This is a genomic window from Synechococcus sp. C9 (genome assembly GCF_022984075.1).
In the GTDB taxonomy this organism is placed as follows: domain Bacteria; phylum Cyanobacteriota; class Cyanobacteriia; order Gloeomargaritales; family Gloeomargaritaceae; genus Gloeomargarita.
On record NZ_JALAAD010000001.1, the window covers coordinates 2,096,117 to 2,114,526 of the forward strand.

Annotated in this window: 19 protein-coding genes; 5 read left to right on the plus strand and 14 right to left on the minus strand. The window is 54.2% G+C overall.

All coding sequences use genetic code 11. The annotated features are described in order from the left end of the window. Positions 1 to 15: 15 nt before the first annotated feature. The 6 genes from MLD66_RS10285 to MLD66_RS10310 all read right to left on the minus strand — a co-directional run bounded on the left by MLD66_RS10285 (position 16) and on the right by MLD66_RS10310 (position 5,823). A complete protein-coding gene (locus tag MLD66_RS10285; protein ID WP_247217580.1) occupies positions 16 to 828 on the minus strand; it encodes a hypothetical protein in 813 nt (270 codons plus the stop codon). Then, positions 825 to 1,676, minus strand: a complete 852-nt coding sequence (rsmI, locus tag MLD66_RS10290) for a 16S rRNA (cytidine(1402)-2'-O)-methyltransferase (protein WP_247217581.1) — start codon at positions 1,674 to 1,676, stop codon at positions 825 to 827. The genes MLD66_RS10285 and rsmI overlap by 4 nt, the downstream gene beginning before the upstream one ends. Continuing rightward, a complete protein-coding gene (gene glmU / locus MLD66_RS10295; protein ID WP_247217583.1) occupies positions 1,660 to 3,039 on the minus strand; it encodes a bifunctional UDP-N-acetylglucosamine diphosphorylase/glucosamine-1-phosphate N-acetyltransferase GlmU in 1,380 nt (459 codons plus the stop codon). Before glmU ends, rsmI begins: the two co-directional genes overlap by 17 nt. 64 nt (positions 3,040 to 3,103) lie before the next feature. Beyond that, positions 3,104 to 4,057: a hydroxymethylbilane synthase gene (gene hemC / locus MLD66_RS10300; RefSeq protein ID WP_247217585.1), complete on the minus strand. Its 954-nt coding sequence runs from the start codon at positions 4,055 to 4,057 to the stop codon at positions 3,104 to 3,106. 59 nt (positions 4,058 to 4,116) lie between these two features. Continuing rightward, positions 4,117 to 4,815 (minus strand): ribonuclease III, encoded by a 699-nt coding sequence (rnc, locus tag MLD66_RS10305; protein WP_247217587.1) that lies wholly within the window; start codon positions 4,813 to 4,815, stop codon positions 4,117 to 4,119. A gap of 78 nt (positions 4,816 to 4,893) precedes the next feature. Further along, entirely contained in the window at positions 4,894 to 5,823 is a 930-nt protein-coding gene (locus MLD66_RS10310) for a restriction endonuclease (protein WP_247217589.1), read from the minus strand. A gap of 438 nt (positions 5,824 to 6,261) precedes the next feature. Here MLD66_RS10310 and MLD66_RS10315 point away from each other — a divergent pair, with 438 nt between their 5' ends. Continuing rightward, positions 6,262 to 6,774, plus strand: coding sequence for a GNAT family N-acetyltransferase (locus tag MLD66_RS10315; RefSeq protein ID WP_247217591.1), 513 nt, complete (start codon positions 6,262 to 6,264; stop codon positions 6,772 to 6,774). Positions 6,775 to 7,201: 427 nt separating this feature from the next. Here MLD66_RS10315 and MLD66_RS10320 read toward each other — a convergent pair whose 3' ends face one another. The 6 genes from MLD66_RS10320 to MLD66_RS10345 all read right to left on the minus strand — a co-directional run bounded on the left by MLD66_RS10320 (position 7,202) and on the right by MLD66_RS10345 (position 11,708). Further along, entirely contained in the window at positions 7,202 to 7,318 is a 117-nt protein-coding gene (locus MLD66_RS10320) for a photosystem II protein Y (RefSeq protein WP_247219064.1), read from the minus strand. Between the two features lie 94 nt (positions 7,319 to 7,412). Then, a complete protein-coding gene (locus tag MLD66_RS10325) occupies positions 7,413 to 8,396 on the minus strand; it encodes an alpha-ketoacid dehydrogenase subunit beta (RefSeq protein ID WP_247217593.1) in 984 nt (327 codons plus the stop codon). Between the two features lie 11 nt (positions 8,397 to 8,407). Further along, positions 8,408 to 9,442, minus strand: a complete 1,035-nt coding sequence (gene pdhA / locus MLD66_RS10330; protein WP_247219066.1) for a pyruvate dehydrogenase (acetyl-transferring) E1 component subunit alpha — start codon at positions 9,440 to 9,442, stop codon at positions 8,408 to 8,410. 71 nt (positions 9,443 to 9,513) lie between these two features. After that, positions 9,514 to 9,747 carry a hypothetical protein gene (locus MLD66_RS10335; RefSeq protein WP_247217595.1) on the minus strand — a complete coding sequence of 78 codons (234 nt, stop codon included), beginning with the start codon at positions 9,745 to 9,747 and terminating at the stop codon, positions 9,514 to 9,516. 200 nt (positions 9,748 to 9,947) lie between these two features. Then, positions 9,948 to 10,571 carry a TMEM165/GDT1 family protein gene (locus tag MLD66_RS10340; RefSeq protein WP_247217597.1) on the minus strand — a complete coding sequence of 208 codons (624 nt, stop codon included), beginning with the start codon at positions 10,569 to 10,571 and terminating at the stop codon, positions 9,948 to 9,950. A 231-nt stretch (positions 10,572 to 10,802) separates the two neighbouring features. Continuing rightward, positions 10,803 to 11,708, minus strand: a complete 906-nt coding sequence (locus tag MLD66_RS10345) for a cobalamin-binding protein (protein ID WP_247217599.1) — start codon at positions 11,706 to 11,708, stop codon at positions 10,803 to 10,805. Between the two features lie 102 nt (positions 11,709 to 11,810). Here MLD66_RS10345 and MLD66_RS10350 point away from each other — a divergent pair, with 102 nt between their 5' ends. After that, positions 11,811 to 12,164: a single-stranded DNA-binding protein gene (locus tag MLD66_RS10350; RefSeq protein ID WP_247217601.1), complete on the plus strand. Its 354-nt coding sequence runs from the start codon at positions 11,811 to 11,813 to the stop codon at positions 12,162 to 12,164. Beyond that, positions 12,161 to 12,925, plus strand: a complete 765-nt coding sequence (locus MLD66_RS10355; protein ID WP_247217603.1) for an A24 family peptidase — start codon at positions 12,161 to 12,163, stop codon at positions 12,923 to 12,925. The genes MLD66_RS10350 and MLD66_RS10355 overlap by 4 nt, the downstream gene beginning before the upstream one ends. On the opposite strand, the gene uvrC is transcribed toward MLD66_RS10355, so the two are convergent. Beyond that, complete coding sequence (gene uvrC, locus MLD66_RS10360; protein WP_247217605.1) at positions 12,922 to 14,796, minus strand: excinuclease ABC subunit UvrC; 1,875 nt, start codon at positions 14,794 to 14,796, stop codon at positions 12,922 to 12,924. The genes MLD66_RS10355 and uvrC overlap by 4 nt on opposite strands. Positions 14,797 to 14,810: 14 nt before the next feature. Next, on the minus strand, positions 14,811 to 16,394 hold the full coding sequence (locus MLD66_RS10365) for a photosystem II high light acclimation radical SAM protein (protein WP_247217607.1): 1,584 nt from the start codon (positions 16,392 to 16,394) through the stop codon (positions 14,811 to 14,813). Between the two features lie 162 nt (positions 16,395 to 16,556). Here MLD66_RS10365 and MLD66_RS10370 point away from each other — a divergent pair, with 162 nt between their 5' ends. Together MLD66_RS10370 and MLD66_RS10375 are read left to right on the plus strand one after the other, a co-directional pair. Further along, a complete protein-coding gene (locus MLD66_RS10370; protein WP_339396970.1) occupies positions 16,557 to 16,847 on the plus strand; it encodes a DUF1830 domain-containing protein in 291 nt (96 codons plus the stop codon). Positions 16,848 to 16,937: 90 nt separating this feature from the next. Then, a complete protein-coding gene (locus MLD66_RS10375; protein ID WP_247217616.1) occupies positions 16,938 to 18,404 on the plus strand; it encodes a diguanylate cyclase in 1,467 nt (488 codons plus the stop codon). The last annotated feature ends 6 nt before the right edge of the window (positions 18,405 to 18,410 follow it).

Genomic DNA, 18,410 nt, shown 5'->3' on the forward strand with positions numbered 1-18,410 from the left:
CGCCTTTAGCCTAACTCAAATCAGACGAAACCGTTTCAGCACATCCGTCACTTCCGCATCCAGTTGTTGGGCTAACTCCTGTTCATCCTGGGGCATCAACCGCAATTCATCGCTGATGCTAAAGGGAAAAATCGCCTCCTGCGCCTCTGGGGTGGGCAATTCCACCAACTTAATTTGATAGGGCTTTTTGGAAACCAGGGCGTACCCCACCTCCAAACACACATTCGGGCTGGGAAACCCCTTACCCTGGATGCTGGTGATCAAGGTGGTGTCGGCAATCACCATCAGGGCTTGGCGGATCAACCGGCGCACATCCGTATCCAGGCGTACCGTGCCATCCGGGAGGCGGTGGGGGCGGGCGATGCGGAGCTTTTGCCCCAGGCGGTAGGTGCTGGCGATCTGCCCAACGGTCTGCTCCAGCACCCGGTCAATCTGGGTACTGGCTTGGGGGTATTCGGTTTGGTAGCTGAAAAAAATCACCGGCGGCGAGGCTGGGGGAACTTCCGCCCGCACCAGATAGACTTCCCGGCTGACCAAATCCATGTTCGCCAACTCATAGGTGCCACTGCCTTCCAGGTAAAATTCCACCTTTTCCCCGGCCAAAAAACTGCGAAACCAGGCCGACTGCTGGACAGCTTCCGCATCATCCACAAAAAAACCCCGAAAAGCCGCCTTGAGCAAACTCTTTTTACTCAAACGCAAGGTGGGTGGCAAGGTTTCCACATCCGCCGGGAGCAGGGGGCGGTCCAGGTGCCAGGCTTTAATGATTAACATAGGGAGCGATGGCGGGGGTGTCCCATAGATAGCAGGAACGGGCGCAACCGTCAACTCCCCGGGGCTTGGGCGGCGAGGGCGAGTTGGTACAAAGTACGGCGGGGCAAGCCGGTGGTTCGTGCTAATTCTTGGGCAATTTCCCGACATCCTAGCCCACTGGCTAACAACCGTTGAATTTCCGGGAGTACCGCTTCGACGGCCAACCCGGGCTGGGGGGTGGCACCTGCGACCAGGACGGTGATTTCCCCCTTGGGGGGCTGGGCGTGAAAATGGCTGTGCGCCTGCCCTAGGGTACCCCGCCAAAATTCCTCATGGATTTTGGTCAATTCCCGGGCCACCACACAGGGGCGTTCCGGCCCCAAGACCTGCCCCATGTCCCCCAAGCTGGCCGCCAACCGGTGGGGAGCCTCATAAAAAATTAATGTAGCTGGGGTGGTTGCGACACTGCGTAATACCTGCTGGCGGGCCGGACTTTTGGGGGGCAAAAAACCCAAAAATAAAAACCGATCCGTCGCCAAACCCCCTGCACACAGAGCCGTCACGGCCGCATTCGCCCCCGGAATGGGGGTCACGGGAATCTGCACCGCCAAACAGGCCTGCACCAAGGCCGTCCCCGGGTCGCTGATCCCCGGCATCCCCGCATCACAGACTAGGGCAATCTGTTCCCCCCGCTGTAATCGGGTCAACAATTCCCCCTGCCGTTGCCGTTGGTTGTGCTGGTGGTAGCTGATTTGGGGCGTGGTAATGCCAAAGTGTTGCAGTAATTTCCCCGTGTGCCGGGTATCTTCAGCCGCAATCACATCCACTTCCCGCAGTACCCGCACCGCCCGGAAGGTCATATCCTCCAAATTGCCAATCGGGGTGGCGACCAGATACAACCGCCCCTTAGGGACTGGGTTCATGTTCCTGATGGCGCAGATAGGGCGGTCGCCAATGGGGTTTTACCACCTGCCGGGCCCGGGCGATCACGAGGGCATCGTTGGGCACGTCCTCGGTAACGACGGAACCAGCCGCCACCGTCACCCCCGCCCCCAAGGTCACCGGTGCCACCAAAACGCTATTCGCCCCCAATTTACTGCCCTCCCCAATCACAGTGGGGTGTTTATCCCGCCCATCAAAATTGGCGGTAATCGTGCCCGCCCCCACATTCACCTGCGCCCCCAGTTGGGCATCCCCCAAATAGCTCAAATGCGCCACCCGGGAGTCGTTCCCCACCTGGGTTTTTTTAATTTCCACAAAATTCCCCACCCGACAATGCACTCCCACTTCTGTCTGCTCCCGAATATGGGCAAAGGGACCCACCTGGCAATTGGATTGCACCGTGCTATTGGTAATCACAGAATACATAATCCGTACATCATGACCAATCTGGCTATTTTCCAGCCAACAGCCAGGACCAATGTGACTGCCCGCCCCCACCACCGTCCGTCCCCGCAGGTGGGTCTGGGGTTCGAGGATCACATCCGGTGCCAATTCCACCTCATCCTCCAGGGTAATGCTGAGCGGGTCAATCATCGTCACCCCCCGGCGCATCCATTCATCCCGCCACCGTTGATACAGCAGTTGGGTAGCGGTGGCAAGTTGTTTGCGGTCATTGATCCCCAAAATTTCCGCCACATCCAGAATGTCCACCGCCCGTGCCGGTCTCAGCCATTGCACCGTATCGGTTAGGTAATATTCCTGCTGTTGATTCGCAGTGGTGAGTCGGGGTAACACCTCCCGCAATTGGGGCCAGCGGAAGCAATAAATCCCCGCATTCACCCGTTGGTTTTGCCGTTGCGCCGGGGTGCAGTCCCGGTCCTCGATAATCGCACTCACCTGGAATTGCCCATCACAGATCACCCGTCCATAGCCCGTCGGGTCGGGGAGCAGGGCGGTTAGTAAAGTCACCCCGTACTGCCCCTGCTCATGGGTGGCGACCAACTGCGCCAAGGTATGGGGGCGCAACAGGGGCACATCCCCATTCAGCACCAGCAAATCCCCGGTAAAGTCCTGCAAATAGGGAATGAGTTGCTGTACCGCATGACCCGTCCCCAACAGGGGCGATTGCTCCACAAATTCCACCCCAGATAGGTGCGCCAACGCCTGTTTTACCTGCGCCGCCCCGTGCCCCACCACCACCAGCAAGCGTTCCACGGGTAGCCCCTGCACACTGCGAATCACCCGCTCCACCATCGGTTTCCCCGCCAAAGGGTGCAGTACCTTCGGCAAATCCGACTTCATCCGGGTGCCCTTACCCGCCGCCAAAACCGCTACCGCAACCATAATTTTTGCTGTTCAACCCCTGATGACTGTAACGGTTTCCTAGGGTGCCCGGCAAGGGGGTTTGTCAACCCCGCCCCACCTCGGCAAAAATCGCCTGCAAAATCGCCCCTGCCCCTTTTGCTCGTAGCTCCTGCGCCAAGGCTTTTCCCAAATCAACCGCCTGCGCCTCCTGCGTCACCACCCCCGTTTGGCACCCCGCCACCCGCTGTTGCCCATCCACACTCAGCACCGCCCCGGTCAGGGTCAATTCCTCGCCGTTGAACTGGGAATGTACGCCAATTGGCACCTGACACCCGCCTTCCAATTCCCGCAAAAACGCCCGTTCCGCCTGACAACGTAATGCAGTCTCGCTGTGGTTCAACTCTGCCAACAACCCCAACACCTGCTCATCCCCCGCCCGGCATTGCACCCCCAACGCCCCCTGCCCCACCGCATACAGGGAAACTGCCGGTTCCAGTACCTCACTCACCCGGTCGCCCCAGCCCAGCCGCCGCAGACCCGCCACCGCCAGGATCAACCCGTCGTATTCCCCCTCATCCAACTTGCGTAACCGGGTATTCAAATTCCCCCGGATGTCCTTAAAGGTTAAATGGGGAAAACGATGCCGCAACTGCGCCAACCTGCGTAATGAAGATGTACCCATCACCGTCCCGGGGGGCAATTCAGCCAGAGGTGTGCCCTGCCAACGGGGGTGCAGTACCAGGGCATCCCGGGGTTCCTCCCGCTCCGTAATCGCCCCCAGCGTCAAACCCTCCGGCATTTGGGTGGGCAAATCCTTGAGGGAATGCACCGCCACATCCACCTCCTGCCGCAGTAACGCCTGTTCCAATTCCTTAGTAAACAAGCCCTTATCGCCGATTTTCGCCAGCGCCACATCCAGGATTTTGTCCCCTTGGGTGGTCATGGTCACCACCGGAAATTCCTGGTCGGGGTAATGCTTTTGTAATTCTCCCTGCACCCAATGGGTTTGGACGAGGGCGAGTTGACTTTGGCGGGAACCAATGCGGGTGATACTCATGGGGCAAGCTGGCAGACAAGTTTCGGGGCGATTTTCCAGTGTAATTCTAAACGAGTGCGTTACTCCACCTCCCCCACCAACACCACCCATGCCTGTTGCGCCGCCGCCTGCTGAGCCGCCTTGATGGATTCCCCCTGCCCCACCCCCAGCAACCGTTTTTGCACATACACCCGTGCCATAAATCGCTCCGGCGTGCCCGAGAGGGATTCGGTTTGATACGTTGGCAGGACTTTGTAATGCTCTTGTGTCCATTCTTGCAGGGCATTTTTGTAATTCAACCGGGCGGGGTCTTGCAATACCCGTTGGGCGGACTTGTGCCAGTGGGGATAAAAACAGGGTTGTAAGACTTTTGTACTACCCACGCTCAAATAAATCGCTCCCACCACTGCTTCCAAAATATCCGCCAGCCAGATGCCCTGGGGACTGAGACGGGTAGATGCGAGGACAAAATCCGCCAAACCATAGTCCTCACTGATCTGCCGTAGCAACCGGTTACTCACCAGGACAGAGCGCAGGGCGGTGTAGTCTCCCACCGAGGTTTGGGGGTAGTGGTGCCAGAGGTAATCCGCCGCTAACAATCGCAGTACGCCATCCCCGACAAATTCCAAGGGTTCGTAGTTACATTGGGGGTCAAAACTGCTGTGGGTCAGGGCTTGATCCAGCAGGTTCCAATTGATGTTTACCGACTCGATGCCCAACCGCTGGAGGAGTTTTTGCAGTTCATGGTACCGGCGAGAACCGGGGGGAATACCAGTCATAGAATGTTCACAATCACCAAACCCAGACAACTTTCAATAGGACATATAATACCCCAAATTTCCAGGACTTTGTGCTTGTCATATACTTTCATCAAAGTAATCATTATCTATCTTTTTAACTGGATATAGGGATACCGTCGAAACACCGACATCATTCTCTATCATTAAATTAGTTAATTGCTCACCATCAATCAGGACAATCTTGCTACCAATTTGAGATACATAGCTTCTTGCCTCATCCGTAAATCGGGAAGTTGTGATGAATATCCCTTTGTTAGCTTTTTGCCCATGGAGTGCCCCTGCAAATTGCATGACAGCAGGTCTGCCTACAGGTGTGTCATCCCACCGCTTTGCCTGAATGTAAATAACATCAAGACCAAGTTTATCCTCTTTGATAATGCCGTCAATTCCCCCATCGCCACTTTTGCCAATCGCTCTGCCAGCATCAGAACGAGAACCGCCGTATCCCATTTTGACTAAGAGTTCAACGACTACACGCTCAAAAAATGCCGGTGAGATTGCCTTGAGTTTAACAAGTAATTCATCGGCTAACTCATCACGCAGATTTTTGTAGGCAAATTCTAAAGCCTCAGATGGAGTGGTAGTGGAAACATCAGATATTAATTTGATTTCTTCTTCGCCATTTTTTGTCCTTGTTCCTTTCAGCTTCTTAAATTCAAGAAATTCAGGGTATTCCTCAAGGGTTTTATTATTGATGACCTTGGGTTGCTTCGCAAGCAGTTCACGCCCTCGTTGGGTAATTTGATAATATCCTTTGCGGGTGGGTTCCAACAGTCCAGCTTTTTTCATATACGTTGCCGCCCAGCCCACTCGATTGACAAAGGTAAACTGGGTTCCACTGGGAAGCATTTCTTTGAGGTCTTGTTCCGTCAGATTTAATTCTTGTGCTAAAACCTCAACTGCTTGATTGGTAGTTATTTCACCATCAGCAACTCCGGCATACCGAAGCAAAGGCAACATAAGACTTTGGTAATCAGGTAGTACCATTGAGAACTATACCCTTCATCTTTTCATCTTTACTACTATTTTTACACTATTTTTTTGAGGTGTCGAGCATCAATAGAGCACCTCTGTTTATTATTGCTTTTTGTACTTACACGGCAGAACCGGAAGCCCCATGCTCTCGTTGGCAACTATTAATAAATAAGGAATATTTTCCATAACTGTGGCTTGATAGAGGTGCCCTATAGAAATCGCCGACGGTCTATGGGAATAATCAGGCTATCCAACAATATCATTTCCCGAAACCAATCCGATTCAGTCCAAAATTTTGTGTCCAAAGGGTTGGTACAACTTGTTTATAAATTCCAGCAAATGGGCTTGTAACTGTATCCCCTCACCACTTAAGGGGCTATCAGTGGCAAATGATGGTTAGTTTTGTGGGGTTGCTGTTAAGATGGGCATGGTTTTGGGGGCAGTTACCTTATGAAGATTCTGGAAACAGACCGCCTGGTGTTGAGGCAGTTACAATCAGAGGATTTGGATGAATTTTATAAAATCTGTGGCGATCCGGAAATTATGCGCTACGTTGGTGATGGACAGCCTCTCTCACGAGAACAGACGCAAAGGTGGATAAAAAAGTCTCAAGAGAATTATCAAAAGTACGGTTTTGGGTGTTCAGCGGTTGTCGCCAAAGAAGATGCCTACCTGATTGGCTACTGTGGATTTGTGAACCCAACGACTAATGGAGAAGCAGAAATTATCTACGGTTTCAAGAAGCAGTATTGGGGGCAAGGATTAGCTAGTGAAGCTGTCAAAGCAATGCTTGATTTTGGTCTGGAGCGGTGCGGTCTGAGACGGGTGATAGCGACGATTGACCCTAGCAACCAGGCATCTATCAGGATCGTAGAAAAGTGTGGCATGACGTACTGTGAACAAAGGCTGGACGAACATCATTTGCCGGAAGTAGTGTATGCGATTGCGGGTGCGGGTTATTGAAAGGGATGTACCCGACTTGATGCTCCATTTGCTTTTTTAGATAAAGGGCACTTCTATCAATGCAAAGTTAACGGTCGCAGGGGGACACCCCCGCCCCTGGTTCTCAATAATATAGGTATGCCAATGATGAGATTTATATAGCAATCCTAAATGAGAATAGAATGGGGGTCGCAGGGGCACCGCCCCCGTCCTTGGTTCTGGGAAATCTCTGTTCACTAATCAAGTAGGATTGCTATAGTAATTTCAAACAAGTTTGCGACATTCACTTTTACCTACAACCCCTTTCCTAGAAGGGGATAGAGCGATTACCAGTGCCTAAAAAGTGTCGCATCTATTTGCGAAATGACTATATGCCGAAAGGGCAAACACCAAAGTGATGCCCCTGTGACCTATTTTCAGAGCTGTTCCAGAAAAAATAACTGGGAAATCAGGCTTTCCGGTTCATCCGTTGCCACTGTTGCAGGGCGGCACCAGCGATATTAAACGCAGCCCAACTGGCGGCTACCACCACCGGACCAAGCACCAGCGCAATCCGCCAGTCAATTTGGGGTAAAAAGTCCATGATTCTCCTCCGACAGCGGGAAATTAAAACTTTATTTACCAATTATAAACCCAGGACTTACCCGGAGGAATGGGGTCTAAATTTTTCCCCCCACTAGATCAACAACTGTACTGACAATTTGCTCCGGTTGTACTACAGTTAAACGCTCTAGGGTGCCGTTGTAGGGGGTGGGAATGTCCTGGGAGGAAAGGCGTACCACCGGCGCATCCAGCTCATCAAACAGCCGTTCCATAATCCCAGCGGTGACTTCTGCCCCAATCCCCCCGGTTTTCATACATTCTTCCACAATCACCACCCGATGGGTTTTGCGAACCGAGGCACTGATGGTGTCCCAGTCCAAAGGGCGCAGGGAGATCAGGTCAATGATTTCCGGTTGAATCCCCCGTTGTTGCAACTGCGGTAGGGCTTGTAGGACATGGTGACGCATCCGAGAATAGGTCAAAATCGTCACATCCTTGCCGGTTTGCACCAATTCCGCTTTATCCAGGGGCAAAAGATACTCTTCCTCCGGTAAATCCTCCTTCAAGTTATAAAGCAGGACGTGTTCAAAAAATAACACCGGATTATTATCCCGAATTGCCGATTTGAGCAAACCCTTGGCATTATAAGGTGTGGAGCAGGCGACAATTTTCAACCCCGGCACCGCCTGGAAATAGGCTTCCAACCGCTGGGAATGTTCCGCCCCCAACTGGCGACCCACCCCACCGGGACCCCGGATCACCAGGGGAATTTGAAAATTACCCCCGGAGGTGTAGCGCAACATCCCGGCATTGTTGGCAATTTGGTTAAACGCCAAGAGCAAAAAGCCCATGTTCATCCCTTCAATAATCGGGCGCAGTCCCGTCATCGCCGCCCCAATCGCCAGCCCCGTAAAGCTATTTTCCGCAATCGGGGTATCCAACACCCGCAGTTCCCCGTACTTTTGATAAAGATTTTTCGTCACCTTGTAGGAGCCGCCGTAGTGCCCCACATCCTCCCCCAGGACAAACACGGTGGCGTCCCGCGCCATTTCCTCATCAATCGCCGCCCGCAGGGCATTAAAAAATAGGGTTTCCGCCATCTGGTTATCCCCTAATCTTCCGCAAAGATATACCGCCGCAATTCCCTAGGGTCTGGCTCTGGGCTTTGTTCCGCAAAGGTGACCGCATCTTCAACCACCTGTTTAATTTTTTGGTCAATGGTTTTCAAGTCTTGATTGGTCGCCAAATCCTGTTCCAAGAGATAACTGCCCAGGCGTTTGATCGGATCCCGGCTCAGCCAAAATTCCTTCTCCTCTTTGCTCCGCAGTTCATCCGGGTCCGCCAGGGAATGCCCCCGGAACCGGTAGGTCAAGGCTTCGATCAGGGTCGGACCTTCCCCCGCCCGCGCCCGTGCCACCGCCGTTTGTGCCACCTCCCGCACCGCCAACACATCCATGCCGTCCACCTCCACCCCGACCATGTTGAACACGCTGGCTTTTTTGTAAATGTGGGGGTCAGAGGTCGCCCGTTCGTGCGCCATGCCAATCGCCCATTTGTTATTTTCCACCACAAATAAAATCGGCAATTTCCACAGGGCGGCCATGTTCAAGGTTTCAAAAAATTGCCCATTGTTGCAAGCCCCATCCCCAAAGAAACAGGCGGTCACCTCGTCGGCGGTGGTATCTCCCAGCACCTCCCGGCGGTATTTGGTCTGAAACGCAGCACCAGCCGCCACCGGAATCCCCTCCGCCACAAACGCATAGCCCCCGAGCAGACGATGTTTGGCGGAAAACATGTGCATCGAACCGCCCCGTCCTTTGCTGCAACCCGTGGCTTTGCCAAACAACTCCGCCATCACCTCTCGGGCGGGCACCCCGGCACTCAGGGCATGGACGTGATCCCGGTAGGTACTGCACACGTAGTCCACCCCAGGGCGCATGGCTCCCCGGATCACCCCGCTGGCGACTGCCTCCTGCCCGTTGTACAGATGCACAAACCCGAACATTTTGCCCCGGTAGTACATCTCCGCACATTTGTCCTCAAAGATGCGCCCCAGCACCATATCCTCGTACAGAGCAAGCCCTTCCTCCCGGCTCAACTGGACGGCGGCGGGGGAAAAGGTGGGCAAAGGGCGTTCTTGGAGCATGGGCAAAGCTACAAAAAATTAAACAGTATCTTGTAGGATACCTGCGAAGGGTCGGCAAGTTCAAGCCCAGGTTAATCTTCCAGAATGATGATCCCTTGATTTACCTGTTCCATGAGTTGGCAGGTCAGGTCAAGTTCCTGGGGAGTGATCCGCCCATCTTCCCGCACCTTCGCCCGAATCTCTTCCCATTCCTGGCGGGACAAGCGCCCATCCCGGGTTGCCCGGTCAATCAAAGCGGCGAGTTGGTCTAAGGAGGCTTGCTCTTGCGGGGTCAAGGGCGTGGTATTGCCTGGATTGACTTGCATGGGTGAATCCCTAGGGCTACGCTGTTACCTTACCACAAGGCTCCTGGTTTGCAAAACAACCCCAACGACCGCCAAACCTGCGCCCAGCCCTGGGAACGTTCCTGGCTATGGGCAACCGTTGACCTATGTTTTTAAGGGAACAGGGGGGATGCTCCCCAACCCTTGGGTAGATTTTATATTTTCTGTGCGGCTAACCCTGTTCAAGCCCCCTCCAGAGCGGCGAGAATCCCAAACCCCAGAAACAGGGCACCCCCCAAGGCGGTCAGCCAGCGTTCGGAAATCCGTCCGGCGATCAGATTGCCCCCCATCACGGCAAGGGCGGCGCACATGGCATGACCACCAATCGCCCCCAACAGCACCCCGAAGGCATGATGGGCAGAAGCCAAGGTAATGGTAGCAATTTGGGTACGGTCCCCCCATTCGGCGACAAACGTGAGGGTAAAGGCTTCCATCACCACGGCTCCGGCTGACCAGGTGGCTATGCCCCGTTCCTGGCGCTCCACCACCTCCAGTGCCTCATGCTGTTCTGCCGCTAAAGTCGCTTGCCCTGACATCCGGCTGGCATCATAAAGCAGTTTCAACCCAAAGCCCAGAAACAGGGCAACCGCAAGGGCACGAACGTAATGTTGCGGGAACAATGCCGCCACTTGACCCATCCCCACCGAGACCAGGGTCATGGTTGCCAAAGCACCGGTCACCCCCAAAAATACCCACCACCGGGGGTGGCGCATGGCTAAAATTGCCCCAATAAAAAAAGTCTTGTCCCCGAGTTCCGACAGCGCAATCAGCAACCACCCGGATGTAAATCCCGTCCAGAAGTTCATACCCTACTCCAGATTGGTAATGGAAGGAGCGGGCATGATGGCAAGCGCAAAAGACCCCACCAAGCCCACCCATTCCGTGGACTCAGTGAAGGTCTCGCTGGCAAACTAGAAAACTAATTTGCTACCTGAACCAGGCTCATCGCCAGCATGTTGATTCAGGTAAGGGGCTGTGGCAAAAACCCCAGCTACTCCCCTTCATTGTCGTTAATCATACCAGAAAGGAAGTAAAAGTTATTTCCCTGTTGCTAGGGGGCACCAGCCCTGCCCCCAATGACCACCATCCCAGCCCGGATGCAACATTGCCGCCAGAATTTCCAAAGAGTCCACCAGCCGGGGACCGGGGCGGTTGAAGTAGGCGTTGCCATCGGTGGCATAGACCTGACCCGCCTGGACTGCCCGCAGGTTGCCCCAGGGGTGGGGGGAATCCCGCCAAGCCTGCACCGTGCGGGGTAAATCATAGCCACAGGGCATGACCACGATGATGTCCGGGTCGGCGCTCTCCACCTGCGCCCAGGTCAACCAGGGGGAATGAACCCCCGCCTGCGCCAAAAGGGGCTGTCCCCCCGCCAATTGCACCAACTCCGGCACCCAATTCCCCGCACCCATCAGGGGGTCTAACCATTCGATGCAGAGCACCCGAGGCTTGGGCAAACCCTGAACCGCCCGCTGTACCTGGGCAATGCGCTGGTGCAAATTTTGTAATACCGGTGCCGGATCGACCCCCAATTGTTTGCCGACTAGGGCAATATCCTGCCACACCTGCCCCAGGGTTTGGGGTTGCAGGGAGATGACTTCGGGGCTAGGCGTGAACCATGCCGCCACCGCCTGGGTCACATCCGCCAAACTCACGGCGCACACCTCGCATTGGGCTTGGGTGAGGATGTGGGTGGGTTGGAGGGCGTGTAAGGTGGCTAGATTTAATTCATAAACACTCAGGGCATGGTGCAAAATTGCCATCACCCGTTCATGCACCTGGCGGCTATCCCCATGGGGGTCAAATTTGGGGGCGGTACACACCGGCAGGGCTTGGATTTCCGGGGGATAATCACACTCATGGGAACGACCCACCAGATAGGCAGTTAAGCCCAATTCATGCACAATTTCAGTGGCACTGGGGAGGAGGGAAACCAATCGCACGGGGTCACCGGCAAATTACAGTGAAATTGCCCAAAAAAGTACAGGGCATTGCCATTCTAGCCGCTATGCTAAAACTAAAACGTCATTACCCAGGAGGTGGGCATGGGGATCAATGTGGTGTCGTTAGTGGGACGGGCGGGGCGGGACCCGGAGATGAAATATTTTGAATCGGGGAGTGTCAAATGTAGCCTCACCTTGGCGGTCAATCGCCGCTCCAAACGCACGGACGAGCCGGATTGGTTTGAGTTGGAAATTTGGGGCAAAACGGCGGAAGTGGCAGGGAATTACGTCCGCAAGGGCAGTTTGATTGGGGTGAAAGGGGCGGTTAAATTTGACCACTGGACGGATCGCAATACGGGGGAGGAGCGGCAAAAATTACTGATCCGGGTGGATCAATTGGAGTTATTAGGCAGTCGCCGGGACGAAAACCCAGACGAGGAGGAAGCGGACCTTTGAGCCTCTTGCCGCTCTTGGTGGTGCTGGGTGCCTGCATCGGCAGTTTTTTGAATGTGGTGGTGTACCGCCTGCCCCGGGGGTTATCCCTTTGGCATCCCCCTTCCCATTGCCCCCATTGCCAGACCCGGTTGCGCCCCTGGGATAATGTGCCGGTGCTGGGCTGGCTGTGGTTGCGGGGACGGTGCCGCTACTGTGGGGCGGGAATTTCCCCCCGCTATCCCTTGGTGGAAACGGCGATGGCGGTGTGGTTTGCCCTAGCGGGGTGGCGGTTTGCGTCCGGTTTCCCACTCCTGGGAGCCCTAATCCTAGGGGCGTGGCTGTTGGCTTTGGCGTTGATTGATGGGGATACCCTTACCCTGCCCGATGGCTTGCTCAAATCCGGTTTGGTACTGGGTTTATTATGGCAATGTACTGAAGGATGGTCAGGGGTGGTGGGGGGGATCACCGGCATGGTGGTGGGGATTTGGCTGTTGGATATTCTGGGTTTGCTGGCTTCTGTCATGCTGGGGCAAACCGCCTTGGGGGGGGGAGACCCCAAATTAGCCGCCCTGTTGGGGGCTTGGTTGCATTGGCGTTTGCTGTTGGTCGCCCTATTCATCGCCGTGCTGACCGGGGCGGGGGCGGGCATGCTGGGGCGCATCACCGGCAGGTTAACCCCTGGGCAACCCATGCCCTTTGGCCCGTTTTTGGCTTTGGGGGGTGGGGTGGCTCTGCTGTTTGGTACGGATTTACTGAATTGGTACTTGGCTGGTTTGGCCTAGCCCGCCTGGGGATGGAAGTATTCGTAGATTTGTTGGGCGAGGCGGGGGCCAATCCCCGGTACCTGGGCTAACTGTTCAGCGGTGGCGGCTTGAATCATATCCAAAGAATGAAAATAGGCAAATAATTGTTGTTGCCGCTGGTGACCCAAGCCAGGAATTTGCGCCAGGGTGGAATAACGCTGACGACGGGAACGCTGTTGGCGGTGGAATTTGAGGGCAAATCGGTGCGCCTCATCCCGTAACCGCCGCAGGAGTTGCATTCCCGGTTGCTCCGGGTCGCTGACCACAGGGGTGCGGTTGCCTGGGAGATACACTTCCTCCTGTTTTTTCGCCAGCGCAATTACCGTCAAATGCTCCGCAAAGGGCCAAGGCTTGAGGACCTGCATCGCCGCCGACAATTGACCTTTGCCCCCATCAATCACCACCAAATCCGGCCAATCCGCATCCCCCCAAGTTGCCCGTTCCGGGTCACGCATCCAAGGAGCAAAACGGCGGGAAATCACCTCCGCCATGCTGGCAAAATCATCACTATGTCCCGGCCCCACCTGGGGATTTTTAATGTGGTAATGGCGGTAATGTTGTTTGGCGGGTTGACCATCAATAAAAACCACCCGGGAAGCCACCACATTCGTACCCTGGAGATGGGAAATATCGTAGGCTTCCATACGGTGGGGAATGTCCGGCAAGTTTAATAATTCCGCCAAATCATTGAGGGCAAATAAATTGGCTTCTATGGCTCGTTGACGGCGATTGAGTTCCAATTCCGCATTCCGCATCACCATGTTAATGAGTTCCGCTTTTTGCAGACGTTGGGGGGTGTGAATTTTTACTTTAGCTTGCCGTTTCTCGCTCAAAAAATGACTGAGTAATTCCCCCTCTGGTAAATCATACTGCACCAGAATTAAAGGCGGAATTTCTACCCCTTCCACTTGGGTGTAATGTTCTTCCAAAACCCGTTGAATGATTGCCCCCGGTTCATCCCCCTGCCGTTGGGTAAAAAAGCCCAATTGTCCCACCAACCGACCCGCCCGCATTTGAAACAGTTGAATGCACACATATTGGTCATCCATCGCCAGGGCAACTGCATCTAAAATGGCGTGTTCATCGGGCAAATTCACCTTGGGTTGCTCCCCCAATCCTGCCAAACGCCGCATTTGATCCCGCACCTGTGCCGCCGCTTCAAAATTCATTTCCTGGGCAAAGGTGTGCATTTTTTGGGAAAGTTTCGCCAGCAATTCCTCCGTGCGACCCTGAAAAATCATCGCAACTTGTGCCACCGTTTGATGGTACTCTTCCGGGCTAATCAATTTTTGACAAACTCCCGGACAGCGACCAATTTGATAGTTCAAACAGGGGCGGTCGGGAAAGAGGGGTTTCGGGCGTTGTCGCAGGGGAAATAACCGATACATCAACCCCAAAGTTTGGCGTAATTGAAACGTATCCACATAGGGGCCATAATAACGGTCTTTGGGATGGGTAAACCGGCGTTTACGGGTGATAAAAATCCGGGGATAATCCTCTGACCAAGTAATACATACATAGGGATAGGTTTTGTCATCCTTGAGCAGGATATTGTAATGGGGCTGATGCTGTTTAATTAAATTGGCTTCTAAAATTAAGGCTTCCGTTTCCGTATCGGTGACAATAAATTCAATTTCGCTGATATGTTGCACCATCAAAGCAATGCGGGGGCTGAGCCGCTGATCGTTGCGAAAATAGGACTGTAAACGACTGCGTAACCGCTTGGATTTACCGATATACAAAATGTTATCCTGACGGTCTTTGAAAAAATAAACCCCCGGTTCTAAGGGAGCTTCAGCAAGGCGTTGCTGCAATCGTTCCGGCTGGTGAATGAGCGGGGATGCAGTCATCTGTAATTACAATATTAGACACCAATGGGTAGCGGATGAACCGCCTGTTCCGGTAAGGATACAGTTCCCAATTTCTCTTCTAAAATGTGCATTACTTCCCGGCCAAAATCATCGGGATTGCGCCGCCACGCCTGGAGACAAACTTCCCCAAAAAACCGCCCCAAAGGTTCCGGGTTCCAAAGTAATTTTTTCGCCGTCCAGGGCATCATACTCATGGGGTTATAACCGGGTTTGAGAATCTGATTTTTTAGCGCATATTCCTCCAAATGGGTGTGGGGTTGTAGCCCAATGAAAAAGATAGCCGGTTCCACCTTATCTGCGCCAAAAATTCGCTCTAACTCCCGGTGATAGGCGACGGTTTGGCGAATGGTATCGAAGGTTTCATCAATCACATTAAATGAATAATTTACCGAAACCAGGTCATTAAATCCCGCCGCCTTTAAGTCCCGACAATTTTCTAAAACCACCCGCAAATTGTAGCCCATCCGCATCTTACGAATCAGTTCTTGGGCACCGCTGGTAATGCCAATTTCAAAATAATTCATCCCAGTTTTGACCATCAGATCACACAGGCGAGGACTGAGATTATCCGCCCGAATGTAAGCCGCCCAATGAATATCTGTCATTCCCGCTGCTAAAATCGCTTCCAAAAGGGCTTCCGCATCGGGAATAAATTTGCGAGCCGGGATAAATTGGGCATCCGTAAACCAAAAATTTCGCACCCCCCGTTGGTAGAGTTGGCGCATTTCCTGGATAACTTCGGCGATGGGATTGACCCGCACCTGTTTGCCTTCAATTACGGTGTAAACACAGTAACAACAGTTGTGGGGACAGCCCCGCTTCGTTTGCACCCCGAAGTAGAAATCCGGAGCTTGCAAATAGTAATTAAATTCCGGCCAGATGCGTTCAATATAGTCATAATTACAAGCGGTTTTGACGAGAGGCACCGGGGCTTCGTGGATTAGATTTGGGCGCGGTTTTCCCTGCCCCACCACATAACAACGATGACGGGAAATATCCTCACCTTTAAGCCAATCTTCCAGCAATAATTCCCCTTCCCCCACGGAAATAATCGTTCCTTTGGGCAACTGCTGTCCCAACTGTTCATAAAAGACGCTGACCGCCCCGCCCCCCACAATCAGCCCCGCCTGGGGATAATATTGCCGTGCCCGCCGTAACCCCTGCTTGATTAACCCCAGATTGCGCCACAACTCGCCGTAGTAGGCACTCGCCAGCCGCAGACCACCCCACGCCCCCCGCAGTTTGACCAGGGGATTGCGGGCATAGTAAAACTCAAACGCATTTTGCAAGGGGTTGCCCCCCCGTCCCCCCACCGGGGCGTAAATCTGAATGTCCCGCCAGGAATACACCAACAGGGTGGGCTGAAATTCCCCAATCACCTGATCCAAGGTGCGCCGCAAATCCAAGGGGGGCACGGCACCCAAATCCAGGATGCGCTGTTCCACCTGGGGCAAAACCTTCCCAATATGGTCGGCAAGATACACTACCCCAATCGGGAAAATGGGGTTGCAGGGCAAGCGCACATACAGCACTCGTGCAAAATTTGTACTAAGACTAGTGGCGACACAATCAGACATAAATCTTTACAGGCACCCTCATTTAGTAGGATAGCACCGGGAGCCGGGGTCTGCCGAAAAAAGTGATCCCCAGGGGCGGGGATTAGTAATTAGGATTACAGTGCATCCTAGAAATTGGTGTTATGGTAGAGCAGATAGTGTAATGTTTTATTAAGTGACCAAATGATGAGCCAGATTTTTGATCCCCTGCCGGTAACAGCCACGGACTTGCTGGTTTGTTGCTATGTTAACGCCACCAGTCAAATTCAGGTGGTGCGGATTACGGATGTGCCGAATTGGTATTTTGAGCGGGTGGTGTTTCCGGGACAACGGTTAATGTTTACCAGCCCGGAGGGGGCGCACCTGGAGATTTATACGGGGAGGATGGGGGTCTTGGATGACACGATTCCCTGCCAGGAATTACACGTGATGGGGGCTTTGGAGGAGCCGGTTTTGGTGGCGGCTTGCCCTTGAGTTACAAAACCCCGGTAATTCATTTATGGTTGAAATAGCCTGCTAGAGTGGTAAGTGCAGACGATTGCAGGCAAGGAATACCACTGGGGCATGATCTCACTGCCATGGCGTCAAGGCGCACCGTTGATTTTGGTAGTGGATGATGAGCGTACCATCCGGGAAATGTTGCGGCAGGAAATGGAGCGGGAGGGCTACCGTACCCTGACAGCCACCAATGGGGCGGAGGCGTTGGAACTTTGCCAAAAAAATTTACCGGATATGGTGTTGCTGGATGCGGTCATGCCCACTTTGGATGGGTTCCGGTGCTGTGCGGAAATTCGTCGCTGGCCTGGGTGTGAAGACTTACCGGTGTTGATGATCACCAGTTTGGATGATGAGGAGTCGGTGACGGAAGCCTTTTCCGTGGGGGCAACGGATTACATTATCAAACCCTCGAAGCAGATTCACTGGGGGGTTTTGCGCCAACGGGTGCGGCGTTTGCTCCAGGCCTATGCGGCCATGCGGGAGTTGCATCAGCGCAGTGCCCAGGAGCGGAAATTGACCCAGATCACGGCGCAGGTACGGCGTTCCCTGGACTTGGCGACGATTCTGCGGACGACGGTGGGGGAGGTGCAGGAATTGCTCCAGGTGGAACAGGTGGCGATTTGTGAATTTCCTCCCCTGGGGGAGCCACGGTTTACGGTGGAGTCGCCTAGCTTGGGTTGGCCGTCCATTCTCCATGCCCCACTGCGGGTGCGGGTGCCCCAGGATCACTCAGGGGAACGGCACACCCTGGATTGGCTGGTGCAGGTGCGGGATGGGGATGAGGTGACCGGGGATTCCTGGTATGGGGAGTTGATCCAGCGGCTGGGGATGCAGGCGTTTTTGGCGGTGCCAGTGGTGTTGGGGGAGCGGCTGTGGGGATTGCTGACGGCGCACCAGTATTCCACGCCCCGGGCTTGGTCGCCCCACGAAGTCAATATGTTGCAACAGTTGACCATGCAGTTGGCCAGTGCCATTCAACAGGCGCAATTGTACCAACAACTGGAGGCGGCTAATGGGGAATTGCAACGGTTGGCGGCCTTTGATGGCTTGACCCAGGTGCCCAATCGTCGCCGTTTTGATGAGTATTTAGTCCAGGAATGGCAGCGTTTGGCGCAGGAACAGGGGGCCCTGTCGTTGATTTTGGCGGATATTGATTTTTTCAAAAGCTACAATGATACCTACGGTCATGTGGCCGGGGATGAATGCCTGCGACGGGTGGCGCAAACGATTCACCAGGTGGTCAGTTACACCAAGGGGTTGGTCGCCCGCTATGGGGGGGAGGAATTTGGGGTGATTTTACCCGAGACTCCCTTAGCCCCTGCCATGACGGTGGCGGAGCAGATACGGTTGCGGGTGGCGCAGTTGCGGATTCCCCACCAACATTCCCCGGTGCATGGGTATGTGACCCTGAGTTTGGGGGTGTCCAGTCTCCTGCCCAATTCCGAGGCGGCTCCAGCGGCATTGGTGGCGGCGGCGGATCAAGCCCTTTATCAGGCCAAGCAACAGGGGCGCAACTGTGTGGTTCCTTACTGAGGCAGA

What these genes read in the sequence shown, in the direction of transcription:
- rsmI (WP_247217581.1), bottom strand. Translation starts at nt 1,676, where the DNA reads ATGAACCCAGTCCCTAAGGGGCGGTTGTATCTGGTCGCCACCCCGATT.
- glmU (WP_247217583.1), bottom strand. Translation starts at nt 3,039, where the DNA reads ATGGTTGCGGTAGCGGTTTTGGCGGCGGGTAAGGGCACCCGGATGAAG.
- hemC (WP_247217585.1), bottom strand. Translation starts at nt 4,057, where the DNA reads ATGAGTATCACCCGCATTGGTTCCCGCCAAAGTCAACTCGCCCTCGTC.
- rnc (WP_247217587.1), bottom strand. Translation starts at nt 4,815, where the DNA reads ATGACTGGTATTCCCCCCGGTTCTCGCCGGTACCATGAACTGCAAAAA.
- MLD66_RS10310 (WP_247217589.1), bottom strand. Translation starts at nt 5,823, where the DNA reads ATGGTACTACCTGATTACCAAAGTCTTATGTTGCCTTTGCTTCGGTAT.
- MLD66_RS10315 (WP_247217591.1), top strand. Translation starts at nt 6,262, where the DNA reads ATGAAGATTCTGGAAACAGACCGCCTGGTGTTGAGGCAGTTACAATCA.
- MLD66_RS10325 (WP_247217593.1), bottom strand. Translation starts at nt 8,396, where the DNA reads ATGGCGGAAACCCTATTTTTTAATGCCCTGCGGGCGGCGATTGATGAG.
- pdhA (WP_247219066.1), bottom strand. Translation starts at nt 9,442, where the DNA reads ATGCTCCAAGAACGCCCTTTGCCCACCTTTTCCCCCGCCGCCGTCCAG.
- MLD66_RS10335 (WP_247217595.1), bottom strand. Translation starts at nt 9,747, where the DNA reads ATGCAAGTCAATCCAGGCAATACCACGCCCTTGACCCCGCAAGAGCAA.
- MLD66_RS10340 (WP_247217597.1), bottom strand. Translation starts at nt 10,571, where the DNA reads ATGAACTTCTGGACGGGATTTACATCCGGGTGGTTGCTGATTGCGCTG.
- MLD66_RS10350 (WP_247217601.1), top strand. Translation starts at nt 11,811, where the DNA reads ATGGGGATCAATGTGGTGTCGTTAGTGGGACGGGCGGGGCGGGACCCG.
- uvrC (WP_247217605.1), bottom strand. Translation starts at nt 14,796, where the DNA reads ATGACTGCATCCCCGCTCATTCACCAGCCGGAACGATTGCAGCAACGC.
- MLD66_RS10365 (WP_247217607.1), bottom strand. Translation starts at nt 16,394, where the DNA reads ATGTCTGATTGTGTCGCCACTAGTCTTAGTACAAATTTTGCACGAGTG.
- MLD66_RS10370 (WP_339396970.1), top strand. Translation starts at nt 16,557, where the DNA reads ATGATGAGCCAGATTTTTGATCCCCTGCCGGTAACAGCCACGGACTTG.
- MLD66_RS10375 (WP_247217616.1), top strand. Translation starts at nt 16,938, where the DNA reads ATGATCTCACTGCCATGGCGTCAAGGCGCACCGTTGATTTTGGTAGTG.